Below are 23750 nucleotides of genomic sequence, written 5' to 3' on the forward strand. Positions count from 1 at the left end.
CGCACCCTTGGTAAGGGTGAGGTCCCCAGTTCGACTCTGGGTATCAGCACCACTTTATACTTAGGTTAAAGTTCGGCAAGAAGTAAAAGAATTTGCCTGGCGGCTTTAGCGCGGTGGTCCCACCTGACCCCATGCCGAACTCAGAAGTGAAACGCCGTAGCGCCGATGGTAGTGTGGGGTCTCCCCATGTGAGAGTAGGGAACTGCCAGGCATCAAACAAGTGAAGAGGCCATCCGAAAGGATGGCCTTTTTGCGTTATGTTTCCCGGAAAAAGTCAGACCCGGTAAGCGAAACGCCACCGGGCTAAGACACGCTTAATGGATCACTTGTGACAGGAAAGCCCGCGTACGTTCAGATTTAGGATGTGCGAAGAACTCATCCGGCGGTGCCTGCTCAACGATTTCCCCACGATCCATAAAGATCACCCGATCGGCCACGGTTCTGGCAAACCCCATTTCGTGCGTCACACACAGCATGGTCATCCCGGACTGCGCCAGTCCAATCATGGTATCCAGTACCTCTTTCACCATTTCCGGATCCAGGGCGGATGTCGGTTCATCAAAAAGCATAATTTTCGGTTTCATACAGAGCGAACGGGCGATAGCCACGCGCTGCTGCTGACCGCCTGATATCTGGCCTGGAAATTTATTGGCGTGCTCTGCGATACGTACCCGTTCCAGGTAGTGCATCGCCAGTGCTTCAGCCTCCTTTTTAGGCATCTTTCGTACCCAAATTGGCGCAAGCGTACAGTTCTGCAGAACGGTCAGATGGGGAAACAGGTTAAAGTGCTGAAACACCATTCCCACTTCCTGGCGCACCCGTTCGATGTTACGAATATCTTCATTCAGCTCGATGCCATCAACAACAATGCGCCCCTGCTGATGTTCTTCAAGGTGGTTAATACAGCGAATGGTCGTGGATTTTCCGGACCCGGAAGGGCCACAAAGAACGATCCGTTCTCCCTGCTTAACCTTGAGGTTAATGTCTTTCAAAACATGAAACTGCCCGTACCATTTATTCACGTTTTCCAGCGTAATCATCGCGTCGGCAGGTGTCATAGTAATCTGGCTCATAATTTCCTCAGTGCGGTGTACGCCCGGTGTTAAAGCGCTTTTCCAGATGCTGGCTATAGCGCGACATGCTAAAACAAAAGATCCAGTAGATCAGAGCAGCGAAGACATATCCCTCGGTGGACATACCCAGCCAGGCAGGGTCAACGGTCGCCTGTTGCACGCTGCTAAAGAGATCGAACAGCCCGATGATGATCACCAGGCTGGTATCTTTGAAGAGGGCAATGATGGTATTGACCAGGCCCGGGATAACCAGCTTGAGTGCTTGTGGCAATATCACCAGTCCCTGCGTTTTCCAGTAGCCAAGTGCCAGTGATTCCGCCGCTTCGTACTGACCTTTCGGCAGAGCCTGCAGGCCCCCACGCACCACTTCCGCAACGTAAGCGGACTGGAAAAGGATGACCCCGACCAGGGCACGGATCAGTTTGTCTATCGTTGTCCCTTCTGCCATAAACAGCGGCAACATGACCGAAGACATAAACAGAACGGTGATAAGCGGTACGCCACGCCAGAATTCAATGAAAATAACGGAAAGCACACGTACGACAGGCATTTTTGAGCGCCGCCCAAGCGCGAGCAAAATACCCCATGGCAGTGCGCCGGCTATCCCAACGGACGCGATAATCAGCGTCAGCGTTAACCCACCCCACTGACGTGTTTCAACACGTTCCAGCCCCAGGAAGCCGCCATACAACAGCACCCAAACAATAATGGGATACACCACTGCCCAACAGGCAATATAACGGCCCCGATGAGGCAGTTTTTTCCAGAACATTACGGCGATGGAGAGCAGCCCGATGGCCAGTGCCAGATTAATCCGCCAGCGCTGTTCATGCGGATACAATCCATACATGAACTGGCCAAAACGCTCATGAATAAACACCCAACAGGCCCCTGCTTTTGTGCAGTCTGCGCGAGTGGATCCCGACCAGTTAGCCTGTAAAAAAGCCCAGTTCAGCAGCGGTGGAATTAATTCCCACATAAGCCACAAACATACAATTGTCAGCAGGCTGTTACTCCAGTTGGAGAACAGATTCTTACGCGCCCAGAGAATTAAACGTCCGCCTGTCGAACCGGCAGGGCGCGAGGAGTGCGACAGTATCGCTTTTGTCATCATAGATCCTTAGCGCTCGACCAGTGCTATACGACGGTTATAGAGGTTCATCAGCAACGAAATCATCAGGCTGATGATCAGATAGACAGACATTGTGATGGCAATAGTTTCAATGGCCTGTCCGGTCTGGTTAAGCACGGTTCCGGCAAACAGCGACACCATATCGGGGTAACCAATGGCGGCCGCCAGCGATGAGTTTTTGACAATATTGAGGTATTGACTGGTCAGCGGCGGAATGATGACCCGTAACGCTTGCGGAATAATGACCTGACGAAGCGTCACCGTATGGGGTAATCCCAGCGAGCGCGCCGCCTCGTGTTGCCCGTAAGGAACGGCCTGGATCCCCGCACGAATAATCTCGGCGATAAATGCAGAGGTATAAATCGAAAGCGCCAGCGTCAGGGCTGCCAGCTCAGGAATTAAAACCATTCCGCCCTGGAAGTTAAAGCCACGCAGCTGCGGAATATCCCAGTGAAGGGCGGCCCCAAACAGCCAGTGTGTCAGAAGTGGAAGACCAATGATAAGGATGGCGGCGGTTGGCCAGGTTTTACGAAGCTGCCCGGTTTTGAACTGATGCTTGCGGTTATAGCGGAACATGGCCGCTGAGAGAGCAAGCGCTATTACAAGGGCGGCAATGAAGGCATACAACCCTTCACCCGGCTGCGGAGAAGGAATATACAACCCGCGATTACTCAGGAAAAACAGATCAAGAGCGTCAATAGCCTGACGTGGCCCCGGCAGGTTGCGCAGCACGGCAAAATACCAGAAAAAGATCTGCAGCAGCGGCGGGATATTACGGAACGTCTCAATATAAAAAGTAGACAGTTTGCGCAGCAGCCAGTTTTCGGACAGACGTGCCAGACCAATAAAGAAGCCCAGTATGGAGGCAAAAACAATACAAAGTGCAGAGACCAGCAGCGTATTCAGTAAACCGACCACGAACACGCGTCCATACGTGTCGCCTTCCTGATAATCAATAAGGTGTTGAACAATGCCAAACCCCGCGCTGCGATCCAGAAAAGCAAAGCCGGAGGTAATACCGCGATTATTCAGGTTGGTTATAGTGTTATGGATGAGATACACGGCGATAAGAACAACCGCAATAATCGCAATAACCTGGAATAGCCAGGCGCGGACCGCGGGATGAGAAAAGGATAGCGATCCTTTTACGGCTGAGCGGCGATGGGACATAAAGAAACCTCGGTAACCATGACTCTGGGGCGGGCACTGCCTTAACAGTGCCCGTTACAGCAATGACTTAACGTACTGGTGGCGCGTACTGAATACCGCCGTTGTTCCAGAGATTGTTCTGGCCGCGTTTGATCTTCAGAGGGCTTTCCGATCCCACGTTGCGCTCAAAGATCTCAGCGTAGTTACCCACCTGTTTGATGATGTTGTAAGCCCACTTGTTATCCAGCTTCAGATCCTTCCCGAAATCGCCCTCTGTTCCCAGCAGATGAGCCATATCCGGCGTGGACGGTTTAGCGGCTTTCTCGTCGACGTTTTTCGAGTTGATGCCCATCTCTTCAGCATTCAGCATGGCAAACAGCGTCCAGCGAACAATGGAGAACCAGTCTTCATCGCCACGACGCACAACCGGTCCAAGAGGCTCCTTGGAGATCACTTCAGGCAGGACAATCCACTCCGCCGGGTTGCTCAGCTTAATACGCAAGGCGTACAGCTGTGACTGGTCAGAAGCCAGCGTGTCGCAACGACCGGATTCCAGCGCTTTGGCCGATTCATCGGAGCGATCGAATGTCACAGGGGTATATTTCATGTTATTTGCTTTGAAATAATCCGCGACGTTCAGCTCGGTATCGGTACCGGCCTGGATACAAACGGTCGCGCCATCCAGCTCTTTGGCGCTTTTCAGGCCCGCTTTATTGTGGGTCAGGAAACCGATACCGTCATAATAGGTCACGCCAGTAAATGCCATTCCCATGCCTGCATCACGTGAGGAGGTCCAGGTGGTATTACGGGAAAGCATGTCAACTTCGCCAGACTGTAATGCAGTAAAACGTTCTTTCGCCGTCAGCGGGGTATATTTTACTTTACTGTCGTCACCGAAAACGGCGGCGGCGACACCGCGGCAGACATCAACATCAATACCGGTAAATTTGCCGTTTGCATCGGCATAAGAGAAGCCAGGTAAACCGTCACTGATCCCACATTGAACAAACCCTTTCTTTTTAACGGCATCCAGTGTCGTACCCGCATGGGCCTGACCGGCTACAGCAAACAACATGCCCGCGGCGGCCAGGCTGGCTATCATCGTCTTTTTCATAATGCATCCTGTGTGGCGAAATTTATCGTTATAGAGGCGTTTTAAACGCTTTACCTGTCTGTGGCTTTGGCCAACGTTTATAAAGCAAACGTAATGCCAGGTTTTGCGCTCAACAAAATAGGTGACCAGTGAGCGCATAATGCTGAGTGTAGACAGGGTTAAATAAATAGAGCGCCCCGAAACGGTGCGAAATTACAACCTGTGCCACAAATCGGAGCAAAACTTTCAGCGGCTATACCTTAAAAAGAAGATATAGTTTCTGGGGTGAATATTGGCAGGGTATTAAATGTAATTAATATGTGAAAATCATCACGATAGAATATGTAATTTAACGCTGTGCATTAAAAATATGTGACTGTCCGCAGGATGAAATAAACAAGGTGGGTAAAGACAGGGCTATTTTTTTACTTATCTGAAAACGCTGCACTCTTTAAAAGCAAAAGCGCGGACAGAGCCGCGCTTTCTACACACATGATACGTTCTGATGTTACTTCGTCAGAGCAACGATACCCAGCGTCAAACCTGCCACTGCGGCAGCACCACCGGCGATAGCACCTGCTGTTTCCCAGTTGTCCTGAGTGGTGCCTTTCATACAGGTATTGGTATGAACCAGTCGGCCTTGATCGTCGTATACCGGTACACATGGAGAGTCGTGCGCGCATCCAGCAAGCAGCGCAGCGAGTAGTGCAACGGAAATGAATCTTTTCATGATGTTACCTCAGTATTATTTCTCATTCGCTATACAGCCAGGAGGGCTATTAACGAACTGGAGACTATTTTACCACCGGGATAAGGCAACGTTGCACGGGGAATAATCTCAAATTATGTTGTTTGTAAAAATCGTGGAGAAAAGTCGCTGTCAGGATGAATTAATGGAGAAAATATGAAGACGTAACGCGGCGTTTTTACTTAATGCAAATGGTTAACTATTAATGCTGTGAGTATGACATATCTAATTCATTGTTTATGCTAAAAATAAAAAAGGCACCTGAGGTGCCTTTTTTGAGAAACATTACTCTTTATGTTTCGTAAACCGGCGCCGGACAACCACAAAGAAGACGGGCACGAAGAAAATTGCCAGAAGCGTTGCGGAAAGCATCCCTCCCATAACACCTGTCCCGACAGCATTTTGCGCGCCGCTCCCGGCTCCTCTGCTGATGACCAGTGGCATCACGCCAAGGATAAAGGCCAGCGACGTCATCAGGATCGGTCGAAGGCGCATTCTGGATGCTTCCAGTGTGGCTTCAATGATCCCTTTACCTTCTTTATCCATCAGATCCTTAGCAAACTCGACGATCAGAATGGCGTTTTTCGCTGACAGACCAATCGTTGTCAGCAGGCCGACCTGGAAATAGACATCATTATTTAACCCGCGAATCGATGCGGCGAGAAGCGCGCCCGTGACACCCAGCGGCACAACCAGCATGACCGAGAAGGGAATAGACCAGCTTTCATAAAGCGCAGCCAGGCACAGGAACACCACAATCAGTGAAATGGCGTACAGGGCAGGTGCCTGGTTACCAGACAGTCGTTCCTGATAAGACATTCCCGTCCAGTCATGGCCGATACCGGAAGGCAGTTTTGCGGCGAGGTTCTCCATCAAGGCCATCGCCTCACCGGTACTTTTACCCGGCGCGGACTCACCGAGGATCTCCATCGAAGGCATTCCGTTGTAGCGCTCCAGGCGAGGCGAGCCATACACCCAGTGCGAGCTGCTAAAGGAGGAGAACGGCACCATTTCTCCGTTCGCGCTGCGCACGTAGAGGTTGTTGATGTCCCCTGGCAACATACGGAAGTGCGCGTCGGCCTGGACGTACACTTTTTTCACGCGTCCATGATCGATAAAGTCGTTCACATAGGTTCCCCCCAATGCCGTCGAGATCGTCTGGTTGACGTCAGAGAGGCTGACGCCCAGCGCCTGTGCCTTCTCCTGGTCGACATCCAGTTTGAACTGTGGGGTATCTTCCAGACCGTTAGGACGAACGCGAACCAGCAGATCGGGGTGCGCTTTCACCATACTGAGCAGCTGATTACGCGCCTGGGTCAGTTGGGTATGCCCCAGGTTAGCTTGATCAATCAACTCAAAGTCAAAGCCCGTTGCGGTACCCAGCTCGATAATCGCAGGCAGGTTGAACGGGAACACGAGGCCATCTTTAATCTGACTGAAGGCCTTCGTCGCACGCCTTACGATCGCCTTAACGCTATTTTCTGCTCCGGGACGCGCTTCCCAGGGCTTCAGGCTAACGAATGCAATACCGGAGTTCTGACCCTGACCACTAAAGCTAAAGCCGTTCACGGTAAACACCGATTCAACGTTAGCCTTCTCGTTGTTGAGATAATAATTTTGAACCTGGTCAAGCACCTGCTGGGTACGCATCTGGGTGGCTCCGGCGGGGAGCTGGACCATAGTCATAAATACCCCCTGATCCTCTTCGGGCAGGAAGGAGGTGGGTAAGCGCAGGAACAGTACAGCCATACCACCGACGATGATGACGTATACCACCAGATAGCGCCCGGTCTTACGCAAAATGCCGCTTACGCTGTTGCTGTAATGCTCCACGCTCCGGTCAAAGAGCGCATTAAACCAGCCGAAGAAGCCACCTTTCTTTTCGTGGTGATCGCTGGAGACGGGCTTAAGCAAGGTGGCGCACAGTGCCGGTGTCAGAATCAGAGCGACCAGCACCGACAGCGCCATAGCCGAGACAATGGTCAGCGAGAACTGACGATAGATGGCTCCCGTTGAACCGCCAAAAAAGGCCATGGGGATAAAGACCGCCGAGAGCACCATGGCGATACCCACCAGTGCGCCCTGTATCTGCCCCATCGACTTCTGCGTCGCCTCTTTTGGCGGCAGCTTGTCCTCAACCATGACGCGTTCGACGTTCTCAACCACCACGATGGCGTCATCAACCAGCAGGCCAATCGCCAGCACCATACCGAACATGGTCAGGGTGTTGATGGAGAAACCGAACGCCGCCAGGATCGCAAACGTACCCAACAGCACGACCGGCACCGCAATTGTCGGGATAAGCGTCGCCCGCAGGTTTTGCAGGAAAAGATACATCACCAGGAAGACGAGAATGATCGCTTCGAACAGCGTTTTCACCACTTCGTGGATAGAGATCTTCACAAAAGGCGTGGTGTCGTAGGGGTAGACTACCTTCAGCCCCTGCGGGAAGAACTGCTGGAGCTGGGCCAGTTTACTCTTGATGGCGGCGGCCGTGTCCAGTGCGTTTGCACCGGTAGCCAGCTTAATCCCCAGGCCGGTTGCCGCTTGCCCGTTGATTTTGGTGACCATATTGTAGTTTTCGCCCCCCAGCTCAATGCGGGCCACATCTTTCAGATGAACCATGGAGCCATCCTGGTTCACCTTGAGCGTCACGCGGCCAAACTCTTCCGGAGATTTCAGACGCGTTTGTGCAATGATCGAGGCGTTCAACTGCTGCCCCGGTACTGACGGCGTTCCGCCTAACTGGCCGGCCGCTATCTGGTCGTTCTGCGTTTTCAGCTGATTAATCACATCCAGTGGCGTCAGCTGGTATTTGTTCATCGCGTTGCTGTCGAGCCAGATGCGCATCGCATACTGGGCACCAAACAGCTGCACATCACCAACTCCCGTGGTGCGGCTAATGGCATCTTTCACGTTAGACGCGACATAGTCAGAGATGTCATCCTGCGTGAGGTCTTTGTTATCGGAGACAAAGCCTGCGACCAGCAGGAAGCTGCTGCTGGACTTCTCAACACCGATCCCTTGCTGCTGGACCTCTTGGGGGAGCAGCGGCATGGCGAGCTGCAGTTTGTTCTGCACCTGTACCTGCGCAATGTCCGGGTCTATTCCAGACTGGAAGGTCAACGTGATGGTGACATTACCTGCGGAATCGCTGGTGGATGACATATACATCAGGTTATCGATACCGTTCATGTTCTGTTCGATAACCTGCGTTACGGTATCCTGCACCGTTTGCGCATCAGCACCCGGATACGTTGCGGTGATAGCCACGGCGGGAGGGGCAATGGTCGGATACTGCGCGATGGGCAGTTTGAGAATAGCCAGCCCGCCTGCAATCATCAAAATGATGGCAAGTACCCAGGCGAAAACCGGCCGTTGGATAAAGAAATTAGCCATGTCGTCGTCCCTTAACCGGCTGGAGTCGTGGTGGTATCAGGCGTCGCGACGACGGTAGCGCCCGGTCTGACTTTTTGTAAGCCGCTGACAATGACGCGGTCGCCATTTTTCAGCCCTTCCGTCACCAGCCAGCGATCGCCAATCGCCTGAGGGGCAACGACGGTACGTGACTCAACCTGGTTTTTATCGTTAACCACCAGAACGGATGCATCACCGCGCGGCGTGCGGGTCACGCCTTGTTGTGGGACCAGAATCGCATCAGGCTGTGTGCCTTCATCAATGCGGGCCCGGACAAACATGCCAGGCAACAGCAGGTGCTGTGGGTTTGGGAAAATCGCGCGCAAGGTGATAGAGCCGGTACTTTCGTCGACCGTGACATCCGAGAACTGCAGCGTACCTTTCAACGGGTAGGGCTGACCATTCTCCATCACCAGCTCAACGGTGCTGGTGGCCTCTCCTTTTTGCAGGCTCGTCTGCTTCAGACGCATAAAATCACTGCTGGACTGGGTGACGTCGACATACATCGGATCAAGCTGCTGAACCGTTGCCAGGGCTGCGGCTTGCCCGTTGGTCACCAGTGCGCCTTCGGTGACGCTGGATTTACCGATGCGACCCTCGACGGGAGACGTCACTTTGGTATAGGCAAGATTAATGCGCGCGCTTTCAACGCCTGCCTGTGCGGCAACGACGCTGGCATCTGCTTGCTGCGCTGTCGCCACGGCCTGGTCGTATTCCTGCTTGCTGACATACTGCGTGCCAACCAGCGTGAGATAACGTTTTACCGTCAGGTGCGCAATATTAGCCGCCGCCTGGGCCTTCGCGAGTTCACCTTTCGCGTTGTCATAGGCGGCCTGATAGGTGGCAGGATCGATCTGATAAAGTGACTCGCCGGCTTTTACATCACTTCCCTCTGTGAAGTTACGACGCAATATGATGCCGCTCACCTGAGGACGAACCTCCGCAATGCGAAAGGCATCTGTTCTGCCCGGGAGTTCGGTGGTGACAGCCAGAGGGGCGCTTTTCACTATATGCACGCTGACCTGAGGCGCCTGCGGATGCGGTGGTTGGTTTTCCTGACCATCGCATCCAGCGAGCAGTACCGCGCAGACAATAAAACCGGATAAGGGCAAACGTCTGAAATAATTCGTCATTACTGTTCCTTTAAATACCCATGAACCGATATTTGCCGTGAATCGGTAGCAGGGCAGAGGGAGAAAAATAAAATGTAGGGCGTATAATAATGAGGGTAATTAATGTTTTTTAATTTATAAGTGCGAATGAACAGGCCTTAAGGCAAAAATCAGAATCAAACCTGGTGTTAGCGGGGATATACTTCTGGCTGGTTAATCAGATAAATGGCATTTAACGTGGTTGAATTATTTATCTCATGAATTTAATTATATCTATGCATTTGTCTGAATTATTAATTAAGCGATTTGACTTTTTTTGTGCAAAATTAAAACGCAAAGTAGTGAATACTTTCGTGTACCTGACCCGTGTAAATATAAACCTTGTGAGTAACGAGTAGTCGTCTATGGCGCGTAAAAAGAAAGAAGAGGCTCAACAAACCCGTCAGCAGCTGATTGAAGCGGCTATCGGGCAGTTTGCGACGCGGGGCGTGGCGAACACGACGCTGACGGATATCGCGGATGCAGCAAATGTTACACGGGGTGCCATCTACTGGCATTTTACCAGTAAATCAGAAATATTTAATGCCATCTGGGAACAGCAATTACCGTTTCGTGACATCATTCGTGACAGACTTTCTCTTTCTGCGGGCAGCGATCCGTTGTTAATGCTTCGTGAGCAATTTATTGCTGCGTTGCAATATATTGCACATGAGCCTCGGCAATGTGCTCTTTTGCAAATTTTGTATCATAAGTGTGAATTTAATAGCGATATGATTTCAGAGTGTGAAATCAGAAAACGTATTGGTTTTAATTATGAGTCTTTACGTGCCACGTTGCAGGACTGTATTTCGCGGAACCTTATTTCGTCACAGGTAAATGTTGATCTGACCCTGATTGTTTTCCACGGTTTTTTCAGCGGGATCATTAAAAACTGGTTAATGAATAACAGCAGTTTTAATCTTTACCAGCAGGCTCCTGCGCTGGTCGATAGCATTCTGGCGACACTCCCTGTCGTGCGGGTGTCGCCTCATGAGGATGATTTTAGCTCAGCGCCAGGTAACATTTCCCCTTGCGCGCAGAGCGTTTCGATGGTCTGTGCACTGACCGGTTTGCCCAACAGATAGCCCTGAAGCGTGTTGCAGCCCAGCGCCGTCAAAAAGGTTTGCTGTGCTTCGGTTTCCACCCCTTCCGCCACGACTTTCAGATTTAGCGTTTTTGCCAGGGCCACGATCGCTGAGACAATGGTGGCGTCTTCGCTTTCACCGCTTAACTCTTTCACGAACGCTCTGTCGATTTTCAACTCACAGGCCGGCAGACGCTTGAGATAAAGCAGGCTGGAATAACCGGTACCAAAATCATCAATGGACGCTTTCACGCCCGCGTCCGTCAGCTCTGTCAGTACGCGCACACTCTCATCCGGGTTGCTCATCGCCGTGGTTTCCGTCACTTCAAGGATCAGCATCTCCGGCGGTACGTTGTGACGCGTCAGGCAGTCGAGCACCGTTTTAACCAGTGAAGGTTGCTCAAACTGCAGTGTCGACAGGTTCACCGCCATCGACCAGTTTTGATGCCCCTGAAGGTGCCATTCCCGCAACTGACGGCAGGCCTCATTAAGCACCCAGTTACCAATCGGGATGATCAGCCCCGTTTTTTCCGCCAGCGGCAGGAACAGGTCTGGCGTCAGCAATCCCTGTTTCGGATGTTGCCAGCGCAATAGCGCCTCGAACCCAAGGACAGGACCCGCCGGTGCGTGGAATTTTGGCTGATAAAGCAGGCGCAGTTCATTACGATCGATAGCCAGCCACAGATCGTTCATCAACTGGAGATGGGTCTGCGCCAGGGTGTTCATGGAGGGCTGGAAAAAGTGATAACCGTTTCGGCCCATGTGCTTCGTGTGGTACATCGCCGCATCGGCGTTAAACATCAGCTCGCGCTCGGTTTTACCGTCGTGGGGATAGAGCGCGATACCAATGCTAAGGGTTACCACCAGTTCATAGGGATCCAGATTGAATGGGCTATCGATAGCGCGAACCAGCGAGTTGGCCAGCGAGGCCGCATCATCCGGACCTTCTCCTTCTGCCAGCAGAACAAACTCATCACCACCGATACGGGCAAGGGTGAACTGACCCTTCAGGGGCGTGAGCAGGCGCTGCGTCACGGCGACAAGCAGTCTGTCACCGACATCATGGCCGTACGCATCGTTGATGGTTTTAAACCCGTCGAGATCCATGAACATCAGTGCAAAATGGGTGCCTTCACGGTCAGCTTTGCTGATGGCCTGATCGAGTCGGTCCTCCAGCAAAACACGGTTCGGCAGACGCGTCAGCGTATCCTGCAAAGCCAGTTGAGCGAGTTCGCGGTTCGCTTCTGCAAGGGATGAGGCCAGAAGGGAGGTTCGTGCCTGAAGGCGGGCATCCAGCATCGAGACCAGCAGCGTGATCCCCAGTATGGAGAGTGCGACGACGCTGACCAGTACTGCCAGCCAGCTGCCGTTAATACCTTCATGGTGTGTCATGGTCGACATTGGAAACTGAGCGGCTTTCATCCCGGCATAGTGCATACCGGCAATGGCGATCCCCATCGTAACGGCGGCGGCAAAACGCATCAGCGACACCTGAGACGCTTCATGCCGCAAGCGGAACGTCAGCCATAATGCGGCGAGCGAAGCCGCAAGCGCAATGACAACCGAAATGGCCACCCATGTTTTGTCCCAGATAATACCGGGAGAGACTTCCAGCGCCGCCATGCCGGTGTAATGCATCGCCACAATGCCGCAGCCCATCACTAACGCACCGGGCAGCAGACGGCGCAAACGTAACTGCTCACAGCTAACGAGCCACAGCGCAAACAGTGACGAGCCCACGGCGATAACCATTGATAGCACCGTCAGGGTCGCGTTGTAGCGCATGCTCATGGAGAGGTCCATCGCCAGCATGCCGATAAAATGCATGGCCCACACGCCAATCCCCATGGCAATACCGCCGCCGGCCAGCCAGACGCGCGCAGCCACGCCCTGACTCCCGGCAACACGAGCAGCCATATTCAGCGCGGTATAGGCAGCAAGGATAGCAACAACAAAGGAGAGGACGACGAGGATATGGTTGTATTGGCTAACCAGCATGATCGGTTCTACTCGAGTGTGAGGTTACGCAGGCGCGGTTGAGAAGGGCGAGACATTATCATCGTAAGGTAACGGCTCAAAGGGATTTAAATCCCCGTTTTTAGTGGGTCATAACAGTGAGTTTAGCGACGTCAGGCGGTTAGTCGAGTTCTGAGCAGTTCACTAATTTTAGCGGATTTACGGAATTCATATTGCGACACTTATCGGCTTCAGTGCTCATCAGTTCAATCCACTGCATCAGGAGCGCGTCGAAGAGGAAAACCGAGACAGCAAATACAACCAGCCACCAGTATTTACGAATCATACGTGTCATTCCGGGTAAAGAGGTTCAGTGAGGTGGTGGAAATATACACGAAAAGTTGCGGTTTAAAAGGGGGATAAACGAAGGTTTACACAGCCTTGACGGTGACAGGCGCGGACAATAAAAAAGGCGCATCCCCATGCCAGGTAGCGCCTTTTTAAACAAGCATTTCGCTAACCGAAATTAGTTCATGCCGTATTTTTTCAGTTTCTTACGCAGTGTACCACGGTTGATACCCATCATCAGGGCAGCGCGGGTTTGGTTACCGCGGGTGTATTGCATCACCATGTCCAACAGTGGCTGTTCAACTTCAGCCAATACCAGCTCATACAGGTCATTAACATCCTGACCGTTCAGTTGAGCAAAATAGTTCTTCAGTGCCTGTTTAACCGAGTCACGCAGGGGCTTTTGAGTTACCTGATCCTGAGAGTTAACGGTAGAAACGGTCAGTACGTCAGAATTTACGCGTTGTTCGAACATAGTTCTGTCAGCTCTTTATTTCATTACGCAAGATTTTCGAAGTATGCCTCCAACGCCTCCAGCTGTACGCTGGCATCCTCTATGGCGTTGAATGTGCGCCGAAACTGGTCATTTGGAGCGTGCTCCTGGAGATACCAGGATACGTGTTTACGCGCAATTCGGTACCCTTTTGCCTGACCATAAAAGTCATGCAATTCCCGAACATGCGAACAAAGCAAGCGCTTTACCTCTGCCAGTGGCAGTGGGGCAAGCAACTCCCCAGTGTCCAGATAATGCTGGATTTCCCGAAAGATCCAGGGTCTTCCCTGAGCGGCACGTCCTATCATCAGAGCATCAGCTCCCGTATAGTCGAGCACAGCTCTGGCTTTAAGCGGGTCAGTAATGTCACCATTCGCGATAACCGGAATGGAAACTTTCTGCTTAACTGCCCGAATGCTGTCGTATTCAGCTTCACCATTGAACAAACAGGCGCGAGTGCGTCCATGGATGGTCAGGGCCTGAATGCCACAGTCTTCGGCCAGTTGGGCAATCTCTACACAGTTACGGTGTTCCGGCGACCAACCCGTGCGAATCTTCAACGTAACAGGAACGTCCACTGCGCTGACAACCGCGGTCAGGATAGACTTCACCTGGTCGGGGTATTGCAGAAGGGCTGAACCTGCAAGCTTGCGATTCACTTTCTTGGCCGGGCAACCCATATTGATATCAATAATCTGGGCGCCACTTTCCACGTTAATCCGCGCGGCATCTGCCATCTCTTCAGGCACGCTTCCGGCAATTTGCACGGTGCGAATACCTGGTTCATCAACGTGCACCATCCGAAGGCGGGACTTATCGCTTTCCCACACTTGTGGGTTAGACGACATCATCTCGGAAACGGTTAAACCTGCCCCCATCTCATAGCACAGCGTCCTGAACGGCCGGTCGGTAATACCTGCCATTGGGGCTGCGATCAGGCGATTTCTGAGCTGGTAGTGTCCGATGCGCATGAGTTAAGAAATGACCATACTGTGACTGCAAGGCGGCGTATATTACGCATTTTTTGCACGAGATGAAAGGCCAAACTTTGAACAATCCACTGTTGTAGATCAAGGAATCGCCGCTCTGTCCTTCAGGTGAAAATTATAAACCTGTTAAATCATAAAGTTATGATGGAATGATTATTTTATAGCCGCTTACAATTTCCCGTAACTTCTCATCATTTCTGAATAAATGCATCACTTGAGCGGGATAATCTGCTGTTTTTAGCAGCAGATTATCCCGCTTGTTTGCGATCTGAGTCGCATTTTAGAACATGATCAGCATGCGAAAAATGCGCATTATTCGACGACTACGCGACCATGAAGGGGTTGTACCGGGCGGTTATTTTCGTGGTGCATCGTGTGGGAGAATTTCTCAAGCTGCTCTGCAGAGACGGTCAGCGGGTGCTTCAGTACAATCCAGGTTACCCCCTCTGAGCACGGCGGTGTGGTCAGCGAGCCGCTAAAGCGCCAGTACGTTTTATCTTTTGGAATCAGCTTGTTCAGATTGAGATCCTGCTTAATGGAGACGTTCTGTTCGGCCTGCTCAGGCATGACGCTCCACAGCTTATTCAGTTCCGGGTTTGCGGCCCCTTTATCGAACATGACCGCCACTACCGCCAGCTCACCGGCCGCGTTTTTGTGCACCAGATGCATTTCCATCGCAAATTTCTTGCCATGCACGGTGTTTTCGCTCGGCGCGTGGAAATGGAACTGTTGCAGGGTCCAGGTTTGCTTATCGAGGGTTAGGGTATCGCGGGTTTCCGGCTTTTCACTTGCCTGAATGGTGTGGCCGTTGTTCGTCAGCGTCACAGGGCCATCAATGTAATGCGTTTGCAGCGGGGAGAGGTGCGCGTTCGCAGTGGATTCAATGTTGATGGGGGACTGATTCATCCCGCTTTGACAGGTTTTATAAGCCTCGTCCAGTTCGCCCCAGTGTTCCGGTGCGCCTTCGCCTTCGTAGCTCCAGTGTGATGCGCAGGCTGAAGCCGAGATAATGCTCAGCGCAAAGAGCGCTGCCTTGCCAGTAAAGTGGGTCATAGTATTCTTCCGGTGAATTATTGTGGTTCAAACCATTTTTATCAATATGATTTGTGTGGGTATTTTACCGGAGAAGGGCACGGGAAGAGAGGATTATCGGAGGAAGAGAGGCGTGGTCAGATGACCACGCCAATGGCTTACTTTTTACGGCCCGTAATACGACACCACTCTTCTTTTTCGACCACCGGATCGAGGGCGAAAAGATCGGCGTAGGCTTCGCAAACGCTGTCAGCCTGGCTTGCCAGGATCCCGGAAAGCCCCAGCAGACCGCCGTCAACGGGCAGTACGCTGATTAACGGGGCCAGTTCGCGTAATGGGCCGGCCAGAATGTTCGCCACCACCACATCGGCTTTCATGGCTTCTGGCTGCGCATCCGGCAGATACAGTTCAAGACGGTCAGAAACGCCGTTGCGTTCAGCGTTATCACGGCTGGCCTGAATAGCCTGTGGATCGATATCGATCCCAATGGCTTTGGCCGCGCCCAGTTTCAGCGCCGCGATAGCGAGGATCCCGGATCCGCATCCGAAGTCGATCACCGTCTTGCCGTCCAGATCCAGACTGTCCAGCCACTGCAGGCACAGAGAAGTCGTCGGGTGAGTACCGGTCCCAAATGCCAGGCCCGGATCCAGCATCACGTTTACCGCGTTTTCATCCGGAACGTCACGCCAGCTCGGGCAGATCCACAGACGTTTACCGAACTGCATCGGGTGGAAGTTATCCATCCACTCGCGTTCCCAGTCTTTGTCTTCCAGCTGTTCGATTTTGTGTGCAAAACCCGCACCCAGCAGCGGATGATTTTCCAGGATCGCGACAACCTCTTTCATGTCAGTTTCTGCATCAAACAGGCCAATAACGTCGGTATCACCCCACAGGCGGGTTTCGCCCGGCAGTGGCTCAAACACCGGCGTGTCATGCGTGTCCTGGAAGGTGATGGAGACCGAACCGACTTCCATCAGCGCATCGCTTAGCTCTTCGGCGTTAGCGCCGGTTGTATTCAGTTTTAGTTGGATCCACGGCATGGCAAAACTCTTTATTTATCAGTAGAAATCGTAGCGGGCTGTGGGACAGGCTGACCGAAACGGTTCCCGACCACAAACGCCAGTAAACTTAACAGTAACGAAGGCACAATAGGATGGAAGCCCAGGTACTGAATTTTAAATGTAGCTAGCACGGCATACAGCACACCGCCGACAATCATGCCGCTCAGGGCGCCGGCAGCGTTGGCGCGCTCCCAGTAGAGGCCCAATACCAGCGGCCACAGGAAGACGGCTTCAAGGCCGCCAAACGCCAGCAGGTTCAGCCAGATGATCATCTCCGGCGGACGCCATGCGGCTAACAGCAGCAGCGCGCCTAAAACGAGCGTAATCACCGCCGACATACGCTTCAGGCGTCGTTCATTTTGAACCTGCTCAGGACGCAGGTTCAGATAGAGATCTTTAATGATCGTAGCGGAACTCTGCAGTAGCTGGGCGTTAATGGTCGACATTATGGCGGCCATTGGCGCGGCGAGGAATATCCCCGCGGCAAAAGGCGGAAGCACTTTGACCATCAGGGTCGGGATCACCAAATCGGGAACCGTAAGGTCGGGGATAACCGCACGTCCTAACGCACCCGCCAGATGCATGCCGAACATCAGGATTGCAACAACGACCGTCCCAATAATAATACCCCGGTGAACGGCTTTGCTGTCTTTATATGAGATACAACGCACGGCGGTATGCGGCAGGCCAATAACACCAAAGCACACCAGCACCCAGAACGACGTCATAAATGTTGGCGAAAGGATATCATCCGCACCCTGCGGGGAAATCAGTTTCGGGTCAATCGCTTCCAGAGTTTCAACGGCATGGCTCAGACCACCTGCGGCGTGAACAATTCCCACCAGCAGAACGATTGTGCCGACGAGCATCACCATCCCCTGCAGCGTATCGTTCAGCACGCTGGCGCGAAATCCGCCAAAGGCGGTATACAGCGCAATGCTCACTCCAAAGATGATAAGGCCCGTCTCATAGGGGATCCCTGCAGCGGTTTCCAGCAGACGTGCCCCGCCGATGAACTGCACCGTCATTGCACCAATAAACGCGACCAGCAGGCTCAAGCTTGCCAGCCACACCAGCAGACGGCTCTGGTAGCGCGCAAACAGCATATCGTTGAGCGTCACGGCGTTATAACGGCGTGCCAGAATGGCAAACTTTTTACCCAGTATACCCAGCGAGAGCCAGACGGCAGGCAGCTGAATCATTGCCAGCAGCACCCAACCTAACCCGTATTTATAGGCTGCACCGGGGCCACCGATAAACGAGCTGGCGCTGATATAGGTGGCGGTAAGCGTCATGGCCAGCACGACACCGCCCATCGAGCGACTGCCGAGGAAATACTCATTCAGGAAGGTGCCGGTCGTTCTCTTACGCATTGCATAAACGGACAAACCAAACACGACCACCAGGTACGCGACCAGCGGCAGAATGACTTCAAGCTGCATCATCATCCTCCAGCGGAATATCCCGGTAGATAAATTTCACCATTGCCCAGCACAGCAGGATAAAGACCAGCGGCACCAGCAGGCAGGCCATTTCGAACCAGTGAGGCAGGCCGGTAATGCCAATAGCCGAGTCAGGTAAGTAAGCGGTCACCAACCATGCGGCAAGATAGAGAAGGGTCAGCCACAGCGCCCATCGCGCTTCTTTATGGGCCTGAACAAAACGCTTGTCCATTTTTTGTCCCTTGTGGATGAATAAAGCGGGGATTGTACATGATGGGGCTTTCCGATCCCCAGAAATAAAAAAAGGCCGGATGATCCGGCCTTTTTGGCGTGACTGCGCGATTACTTCTCTTGCAGACCGAGTTTTTTCTCCAGATAGTGGATGTTAGTCCCACCATTCTGGAAGTGCTCGTCGCTCATGATACGCATCTGCAGTTCAACGTTGGTTTTGATACCGTCGATGATCAGCTCCTGCAGGGCGTTCTTCATGCGGGCAATTGCCACGTCACGGTTTTCGCCGTAGCAGATAAGCTTACCGATCATGGAGTCATAGTACGGCGGTACGGTGTAACCCGCGTAGATATGAGACTCCCAACGCACACCAAAGCCACCCGGCGCGTGGAAACGCGTGATTTTACCCGGGCTTGGCAGGAAGGTATTCGGGTCTTCGGCGTTGATACGGCATTCCACCGCATGGCCTTTGACCACAACTTCTTCCTGTTTGATGGACAGAGGCTGACCCGCAGCGATACGCAGCTGTTCTTTGATCAGGTCAACGCCGGTAATCATTTCGGTAACCGGGTGTTCTACCTGAATACGGGTGTTCATCTCAATGAAGTAGAACTCGCCGTTTTCGAACAGGAACTCGAAAGTACCCGCACCGCGATAGCCGATATCGACACAGGCTTTAGCACAACGCTCGCCGATGTAGCGACGCAGTTCCGGCGTAATGCCCGGTGCTGGCGCTTCTTCAACCACTTTCTGGTGACGACGCTGCATGGAGCAGTCACGTTCTGCCAGATAGATAGCGTTACCCTGACCGTCAGCCAGCACCTGAATTTCGATGTGGCGTGGGTTTTCCAGGTATTTTTCCATGTACACCATGTCATTGCTGAAAGCTGCTTTCGCTTCCGCTTTGGTCATGGAGATGGACTGAGCCAGTTCAGCATCGCTACGCACAACGCGCATACCGCGACCGCCGCCGCCGCCGGACGCCTTGATGATAACCGGATAGCCAATGCGTTTCGCATGAGCACGGTTAGCATCCATGTCGTCGGTCAGAGGACCGTCAGAGCCCGGTACGGTTGGAACACCGGCTTTTTTCATCGCGGTGATTGCGGACACTTTGTCGCCCATCAGGCGGATAGTGTCAGCTTTCGGGCCGATGAAGATAAAGCCAGAGCGCTCAACCTGCTCAGCAAAGTTGGCGTTCTCAGAGAGGAAGCCATAACCCGGATGAATTGCCACCGCGCCGGTGATTTCAGCGGCGCTGATGATAGCCGGGATGTTCAGATAGCTTTTTACGGACGGAGCCGGGCCAATACAGACCGTCTCATCCGCCAGCAATACGTGTTTTAAATCGCGATCCGCGCTTGAGTGCACAGCGACGGTCTTGATGCCCAGTTCTTTACAGGCACGAAGAATACGCAGTGCAATCTCGCCGCGGTTGGCGATAACAATTTTATCCAGCATGTTCGCCTCGTTACTCGATGACGACCAGCGGCTCGTCAAATTCAACCGGCTGACCACTTTCGACCAGAATCGCTTTCACAGTGCCTGATTTGTCTGCTTCGATCTGGTTCATCATTTTCATCGCTTCAACGATGCACAGGGTATCGCCTGCGTTGACTTTCTGACCCACTTCGATGAATGCTTTCGCGTCCGGGCTCGGGGTGCGGTAGAAAGTACCAACCATTGGGGAACGTACGATGTGACCACTGATTTCTGCTGCAGCGGCAGGTGCGGCTTCAGCTGCTGGTGCAACGGCTGCGGAAAGCGCAGGCTGCTGCACTGGCGCAGCATAAGCCTGCTGCATTACCGGGAAGCTAGCGGCTGGGGCTGCACGGCTGATGCGTACAGACTCTTCGCCTTCAGAAATTTCCAGTTCGGAGATGCCTGATTCTTCAACCAGCTCGATCAGTTTTTTAATCTTACGAATATCCATGAGTGGGTTCCGTACTCTTGTTTAGTGTGATTGTGACAAGCGTTTTACCGCTGTCTGTAAAGCGTATGAATAGCCGTCAGCGCCCAGTCCGCAAATAACGCCAGCGGCGATATCTGATAGATAGGAATGGTGGCGGAACGGCTCTCGGGCGTGCACATTGCTCAGGTGGATCTCGATAAACGGGATACTCACTGCGAGCAGTGCGTCGCGAATAGCAACACTGGTGTGCGTAAACGCGGCCGGATTGATCAGGATATAGTCCACAGTGTCTTTAGCCTGATGAATACGGTCGATGATTGCGTACTCCGCGTTCGACTGAAAATGATCCAAATCCACATTCAGCGACGTTGCTTCCGTGCTCAGACGGTTAACAATTTCACTCAATGTTAGCGAGCCGTACTTCTCTGGCTCGCGGGTGCCGAGCATGTTCAGGTTCGGTCCGTTTAAAACTAAGATATGGAACTTATCAGCCATTGTGCCGCTATCTCCTGCGATTCTCCGGTAAAAAACAAAATATACCTTCGAAGCACGATTGTCACCTTTTCAGAGGCCTAAAACCGCTGTCGGGTAAACCAAAGTCGCACATTATAACGATTTCGTAGCATTTGGCAGCTAAATACTGGTCTTATCAGGGAAGATTATCAACCGCTATCCGAAAAAGATTCGCGGTTGACAGGGATTCTGCGGGAAAACGCACAGTTTCGCGAATTATCGCAACCACTGACGGAACTTCTTGTAACGCCATGCTAAAAGCGCCACAGCCAGCAGCGCGTAGAGTATGGGCTGCGGGGAGAGGATCTTCACCGACCACAGATAATGGATGGGTGCGAGGATCGCGACAAGATAGACGAAGTTGTGCAGCAGTTGCCAGCGCCTGCCCAATGTACGTTGTGCATATTGCGTTGATGTCAGTGCTAATGCCAGTAACACCAGCCAGCTCACGATACCTAACGTCAGGTACGGACGGGTGACCAGTTCGCGGCCCAGCAGTGCCAGGTTGTTAATGCCCAGTTCCAGCAAGGCGTAGCTGGTCAAATGGAGCGTCGCCCAGGCAAAACACCATAGCCCCAAAAGCCGGCGGGTGCGTATCAATAATGGCTGTTTAGCGTAGCGCGCTAACGGTGACACCAGCAAGGTCGCCAGTAAAAATTTCAGAGCCATCCGACCGGTAAAGTGCTGGATATCCTTTGCCGGATCAGCGCTAAAAAGCCCCTGGCTGGCGGCCCAGAATAACCAGATAAAAGGAAGCAACCCGGCTAAGTGCAACAGCACTTTCAGCCAGGTTATCTGTTTTGCCGTTAAACGCACTCAGAAGTTCTCCCGTAAATTAAGGCCACGGTAAAGCGACGCCACTTCATCAGCGTAGCCGTTAAACAGCAGTGTTGGCTGACGCTTCACATCCAGCGCGCCGCCGGAACCGATAAATCGCTCGGTGGCCTGCGACCAGCGGGGATGATCGACGTGCGGGTTCACATTGGCAAAAAAGCCATATTCGTCGGGCGCCGCCAGGTTCCAGGTCGTGGGGGGACGTTCGCGGGTGAGCTTAATGCTGACGATAGATTTAATCCCTTTAAAACCGTACTTCCACGGCACCGTTAAGCGAACAGGCGCGCCGTTCTGCGGCGGGAGTGCTTTGCCGTAAACACCGACGGTCAGCAGCGTAAGAGGATGCATTGCTTCGTCGAGCCGTAACCCTTCGACATACGGATACGCAAGCCCACCGCCGATAAACCGATCTTTCTGGCCTGGCATCTCGTCCGGGGCGTAGCGCGTCTGGAAAGAGACATATTTTGCGTTGCTGGTGGGTTCAACCATCGCCAGCAGTTTATGCAGCGGGAAGCCTACCCAGGGCACAACCATCGACCAGGCTTCCACGCAGCGCATGCGGTAGATACGCTCTTCCAGTGGAAAACGGGTGGTGAGATCGTGATGGTCCAGCGTCAGCGGTTTTGCCACTTCACCGTCGATTTTCAGCGTCCACGGATCGGTTTTCATACTCCCCGCGTTGGCCGCAGGATCGGCCTTATCGAGACCAAATTCGTAGAAATTGTTATAGCCGGTCACTTTGTCTTCCGGCGTGAGCGTCAGTGTGTTTTGCCACTGAGCGGGTTTCGTAAAGGTGAGCGGGGCGCCGGAAGGGGCTTTCGGGCGATCGTTACCTTTAAACCAGTCGAGCAGGTCGGCATGAGCCGCAGGGGAAAGCGTCAGTGCGGTGGCGCTGATGCCAAGCATTTTCAGGATCTGGCGGCGCTGTAACATAAAGACAGATTCAGACGTTACGTCGGCTTCCGTCAGTTTTCGGGTTTTCATGGCATCCTCCGTCATGCGTTTTTCTAAGCATGACGGAGGAGAGGGATTAGCGCGAATATGTCACGAAAATTTGAAGATTAGGCAATTTTCACCAGCGCGCGGCCGTGGAACTGGTTGTCCATGATCTTGCTGGCATATTCAGGCGCCTGGCTAAGCGTGATTTCGGTTGCGCTCTGAGTAAAGAACGTGTCCGGCAAATCGCGCTGCAGACGTTCCCAGGCCGCAATACGGCGCGCCGCCGGGGTCATCACGGAATCAACACCCTGCAGGCGAACGTTACGCAGAATAAAGGGCATCACGGTGGTGGGCAGGGCAAAACCGCCCGCCAGACCACAGGCTGCCACGCAGCCGCCGTAGTTCATCTGCGCCAGCACTTTTGCCAGCACTTTGTCACCGACGGTATCTACCGCACCTGCCCAGAGCTGTTTTTCCAGTGGACGGGTTTCGGCAAACTCGTCGCGGCTCAGGATGCGATTAGCGCCGAGCTGACGCAGGTACGCGTGGGTGCTCTCGCGCCCGGAAACTGCCGCAACCTGGTAACCCAGTTTGTGCAGCAATGTCACCGCCGTGCTGCCCACACCACCGCTGGCACCGGTCACGACGATCTCACCCGATTCAGGGCGAATACCGGCATCTTCCAGCGCCATCACGCACAGCATGGCGGTAAAGCCTGCGGTACCGATGATCATCGCTTTACGACCATCCAGGCCTTGTGGCATCGGCACCAGCCAGTCGCCTTTCACGCGCGCCTGTGTCGCCAGCCCACCCCAGTGATTTTCACCCACGCCCCAGCCCGTGAGCAGCACCTGCTGGCCGGCATGGAAGCGCGGATCTTCGCTCGCATGAACCCGGCCCGCAAAATCGATACCTGGCACCATAGGGAAATTTCGGATGATTTTACCCTTCCCGGTAATAGCCAGCGCATCTTTATAATTTAAACTGGACCAGTCGATGTCGACGGTCACTTCGCCTGCCGGCAGTCGGCTCTCTTCAACGGCCTGCACCGAGGCAAGCGTTTTGCCGTCCTGCTGTTCTAAGATCAAAGCCTGCATACAGGGTCCTCACGACTCAGATGATTGGAAAATAGCTCCTGAAGACTATACTCCCT

The 23750-nt window shown here is 53.0% G+C and carries 22 protein-coding genes and 1 rRNA gene; 2 read left to right on the top strand and 21 right to left on the bottom strand.

What is annotated here, in order from left to right:
* Window positions 1–95 precede the first annotated feature (95 nt).
* Window positions 96–211, top strand: a 5S ribosomal RNA gene (gene rrf / locus QRN24_RS16205).
* Window positions 212–314: 103 nt separating this feature from the next.
* Here rrf and QRN24_RS16210 read toward each other — a convergent pair.
* The 7 genes from QRN24_RS16210 to QRN24_RS16240 form a co-directional block, all read right to left on the bottom strand.
* Window positions 315–1073: an amino acid ABC transporter ATP-binding protein gene (locus QRN24_RS16210; RefSeq protein WP_014171880.1), complete on the bottom strand. Its 759-nt coding sequence runs from the start codon at window positions 1071–1073 to the stop codon at window positions 315–317.
* Between the two features lie 7 nt (window positions 1074–1080).
* On the bottom strand, window positions 1081–2184 hold the full coding sequence (locus QRN24_RS16215) for an amino acid ABC transporter permease (RefSeq protein ID WP_223399212.1): 1104 nt from the start codon (window positions 2182–2184) through the stop codon (window positions 1081–1083).
* Between the two features lie 9 nt (window positions 2185–2193).
* Complete coding sequence (locus QRN24_RS16220; RefSeq protein WP_079231627.1) at window positions 2194–3375, bottom strand: amino acid ABC transporter permease; 1182 nt, start codon at window positions 3373–3375, stop codon at window positions 2194–2196.
* 67 nt (window positions 3376–3442) lie between these two features.
* Window positions 3443–4468 (bottom strand): amino acid ABC transporter substrate-binding protein, encoded by a 1026-nt coding sequence (locus QRN24_RS16225; RefSeq protein WP_014171877.1) that lies wholly within the window; start codon window positions 4466–4468, stop codon window positions 3443–3445.
* Window positions 4469–4955: 487 nt separating this feature from the next.
* Entirely contained in the window at window positions 4956–5177 is a 222-nt protein-coding gene (locus QRN24_RS16230; protein WP_008502867.1) for a lipoprotein, read from the bottom strand.
* A 303-nt stretch (window positions 5178–5480) separates the two neighbouring features.
* Window positions 5481–8594: an efflux RND transporter permease subunit gene (locus QRN24_RS16235; RefSeq protein ID WP_134179606.1), complete on the bottom strand. Its 3114-nt coding sequence runs from the start codon at window positions 8592–8594 to the stop codon at window positions 5481–5483.
* 11 nt (window positions 8595–8605) lie between these two features.
* Window positions 8606–9745 (bottom strand): efflux RND transporter periplasmic adaptor subunit, encoded by a 1140-nt coding sequence (locus QRN24_RS16240; protein WP_134179608.1) that lies wholly within the window; start codon window positions 9743–9745, stop codon window positions 8606–8608.
* A gap of 383 nt (window positions 9746–10128) precedes the next feature.
* Between QRN24_RS16240 and envR the strand changes: the two genes are divergently transcribed.
* The gene (envR, locus tag QRN24_RS16245) at window positions 10129–10848 is read left to right on the top strand and encodes an acrEF/envCD operon transcriptional regulator (RefSeq protein WP_020883496.1); all 720 of its coding nucleotides are present in this window, start codon (window positions 10129–10131) and stop codon (window positions 10846–10848) included.
* Here the strand turns inward: envR and QRN24_RS16250 are convergent.
* From QRN24_RS16250 to acuI, 14 genes are all read right to left on the bottom strand, one after another.
* A complete protein-coding gene (locus QRN24_RS16250; protein ID WP_014171873.1) occupies window positions 10752–12845 on the bottom strand; it encodes a putative bifunctional diguanylate cyclase/phosphodiesterase in 2094 nt (697 codons plus the stop codon). The two genes, envR and QRN24_RS16250, sit on opposite strands and share 97 nt — an antisense overlap.
* A 139-nt stretch (window positions 12846–12984) precedes the next feature.
* Window positions 12985–13149 carry a DUF2556 family protein gene (locus tag QRN24_RS16255; protein ID WP_020883498.1) on the bottom strand — a complete coding sequence of 55 codons (165 nt, stop codon included), beginning with the start codon at window positions 13147–13149 and terminating at the stop codon, window positions 12985–12987.
* 180 nt (window positions 13150–13329) lie between these two features.
* Window positions 13330–13626, bottom strand: coding sequence for a DNA-binding transcriptional regulator Fis (fis, locus tag QRN24_RS16260; RefSeq protein ID WP_000462905.1), 297 nt, complete (start codon window positions 13624–13626; stop codon window positions 13330–13332).
* Between the two features lie 23 nt (window positions 13627–13649).
* Entirely contained in the window at window positions 13650–14615 is a 966-nt protein-coding gene (dusB, locus tag QRN24_RS16265) for a tRNA dihydrouridine synthase DusB (RefSeq protein WP_014171871.1), read from the bottom strand.
* A gap of 330 nt (window positions 14616–14945) precedes the next feature.
* Window positions 14946–15686 (bottom strand): carbonic anhydrase, encoded by a 741-nt coding sequence (locus QRN24_RS16270; RefSeq protein ID WP_020883499.1) that lies wholly within the window; start codon window positions 15684–15686, stop codon window positions 14946–14948.
* 137 nt (window positions 15687–15823) lie between these two features.
* Complete coding sequence (gene prmA / locus QRN24_RS16275; protein WP_020883500.1) at window positions 15824–16705, bottom strand: 50S ribosomal protein L11 methyltransferase; 882 nt, start codon at window positions 16703–16705, stop codon at window positions 15824–15826.
* 11 nt (window positions 16706–16716) lie between these two features.
* Window positions 16717–18168, bottom strand: a complete 1452-nt coding sequence (panF, locus tag QRN24_RS16280; RefSeq protein ID WP_020883501.1) for a sodium/pantothenate symporter — start codon at window positions 18166–18168, stop codon at window positions 16717–16719.
* Window positions 18158–18400 carry a YhdT family protein gene (locus QRN24_RS16285; protein WP_006178860.1) on the bottom strand — a complete coding sequence of 81 codons (243 nt, stop codon included), beginning with the start codon at window positions 18398–18400 and terminating at the stop codon, window positions 18158–18160. Before QRN24_RS16285 ends, panF begins: the two co-directional genes overlap by 11 nt.
* Before the next feature lie 110 nt (window positions 18401–18510).
* On the bottom strand, window positions 18511–19860 hold the full coding sequence (accC, locus tag QRN24_RS16290; protein ID WP_020883502.1) for an acetyl-CoA carboxylase biotin carboxylase subunit: 1350 nt from the start codon (window positions 19858–19860) through the stop codon (window positions 18511–18513).
* 10 nt (window positions 19861–19870) lie between these two features.
* Window positions 19871–20332, bottom strand: coding sequence for an acetyl-CoA carboxylase biotin carboxyl carrier protein (gene accB / locus QRN24_RS16295; protein WP_014171866.1), 462 nt, complete (start codon window positions 20330–20332; stop codon window positions 19871–19873).
* Between the two features lie 21 nt (window positions 20333–20353).
* On the bottom strand, window positions 20354–20806 hold the full coding sequence (gene aroQ / locus QRN24_RS16300) for a type II 3-dehydroquinate dehydratase (RefSeq protein ID WP_014171865.1): 453 nt from the start codon (window positions 20804–20806) through the stop codon (window positions 20354–20356).
* A gap of 234 nt (window positions 20807–21040) precedes the next feature.
* On the bottom strand, window positions 21041–21640 hold the full coding sequence (gene msrQ, locus QRN24_RS16305) for a protein-methionine-sulfoxide reductase heme-binding subunit MsrQ (RefSeq protein WP_014171864.1): 600 nt from the start codon (window positions 21638–21640) through the stop codon (window positions 21041–21043).
* A complete protein-coding gene (msrP, locus tag QRN24_RS16310; RefSeq protein WP_020883504.1) occupies window positions 21641–22642 on the bottom strand; it encodes a protein-methionine-sulfoxide reductase catalytic subunit MsrP in 1002 nt (333 codons plus the stop codon). It abuts the gene before it with no gap.
* A 77-nt stretch (window positions 22643–22719) separates the two neighbouring features.
* A complete protein-coding gene (acuI, locus tag QRN24_RS16315) occupies window positions 22720–23694 on the bottom strand; it encodes an acrylyl-CoA reductase (NADPH) (RefSeq protein WP_020883505.1) in 975 nt (324 codons plus the stop codon).
* Between the last annotated feature and the right edge of the window lie 56 nt (window positions 23695–23750).

This window comes from Enterobacter sp. MEB024 (assembly GCF_030209635.1).
In the GTDB taxonomy this organism is placed as follows: domain Bacteria; phylum Pseudomonadota; class Gammaproteobacteria; order Enterobacterales; family Enterobacteriaceae; genus Enterobacter; species Enterobacter ludwigii.

Coding starts and splice junctions, on each gene's coding strand:
- fis (WP_000462905.1), bottom strand. CDS start 13,626: ATGTTCGAACAACGCGTAAATTCTGACGTACTGACCGTTTCTACCGTT.
- QRN24_RS16285 (WP_006178860.1), bottom strand. CDS start 18,400: ATGGACAAGCGTTTTGTTCAGGCCCATAAAGAAGCGCGATGGGCGCTG.
- QRN24_RS16250 (WP_014171873.1), bottom strand. CDS start 12,845: ATGCTGGTTAGCCAATACAACCATATCCTCGTCGTCCTCTCCTTTGTT.
- dusB (WP_014171871.1), bottom strand. CDS start 14,615: ATGCGCATCGGACACTACCAGCTCAGAAATCGCCTGATCGCAGCCCCA.
- QRN24_RS16240 (WP_134179608.1), bottom strand. CDS start 9,745: ATGACGAATTATTTCAGACGTTTGCCCTTATCCGGTTTTATTGTCTGC.
- msrP (WP_020883504.1), bottom strand. CDS start 22,642: ATGAAAACCCGAAAACTGACGGAAGCCGACGTAACGTCTGAATCTGTC.
- QRN24_RS16225 (WP_014171877.1), bottom strand. CDS start 4,468: ATGAAAAAGACGATGATAGCCAGCCTGGCCGCCGCGGGCATGTTGTTT.
- aroQ (WP_014171865.1), bottom strand. CDS start 20,806: ATGGCTGATAAGTTCCATATCTTAGTTTTAAACGGACCGAACCTGAAC.
- envR (WP_020883496.1), top strand. CDS start 10,129: ATGGCGCGTAAAAAGAAAGAAGAGGCTCAACAAACCCGTCAGCAGCTG.
- QRN24_RS16215 (WP_223399212.1), bottom strand. CDS start 2,184: ATGACAAAAGCGATACTGTCGCACTCCTCGCGCCCTGCCGGTTCGACA.
- QRN24_RS16230 (WP_008502867.1), bottom strand. CDS start 5,177: ATGAAAAGATTCATTTCCGTTGCACTACTCGCTGCGCTGCTTGCTGGA.
- QRN24_RS16270 (WP_020883499.1), bottom strand. CDS start 15,686: ATGACCCACTTTACTGGCAAGGCAGCGCTCTTTGCGCTGAGCATTATC.
- panF (WP_020883501.1), bottom strand. CDS start 18,168: ATGCAGCTTGAAGTCATTCTGCCGCTGGTCGCGTACCTGGTGGTCGTG.
- accB (WP_014171866.1), bottom strand. CDS start 20,332: ATGGATATTCGTAAGATTAAAAAACTGATCGAGCTGGTTGAAGAATCA.
- QRN24_RS16210 (WP_014171880.1), bottom strand. CDS start 1,073: ATGAGCCAGATTACTATGACACCTGCCGACGCGATGATTACGCTGGAA.
- prmA (WP_020883500.1), bottom strand. CDS start 16,705: ATGCCGTGGATCCAACTAAAACTGAATACAACCGGCGCTAACGCCGAA.
- acuI (WP_020883505.1), bottom strand. CDS start 23,694: ATGCAGGCTTTGATCTTAGAACAGCAGGACGGCAAAACGCTTGCCTCG.
- accC (WP_020883502.1), bottom strand. CDS start 19,860: ATGCTGGATAAAATTGTTATCGCCAACCGCGGCGAGATTGCACTGCGT.
- QRN24_RS16235 (WP_134179606.1), bottom strand. CDS start 8,594: ATGGCTAATTTCTTTATCCAACGGCCGGTTTTCGCCTGGGTACTTGCC.
- QRN24_RS16220 (WP_079231627.1), bottom strand. CDS start 3,375: ATGTCCCATCGCCGCTCAGCCGTAAAAGGATCGCTATCCTTTTCTCAT.
- QRN24_RS16255 (WP_020883498.1), bottom strand. CDS start 13,149: ATGATTCGTAAATACTGGTGGCTGGTTGTATTTGCTGTCTCGGTTTTC.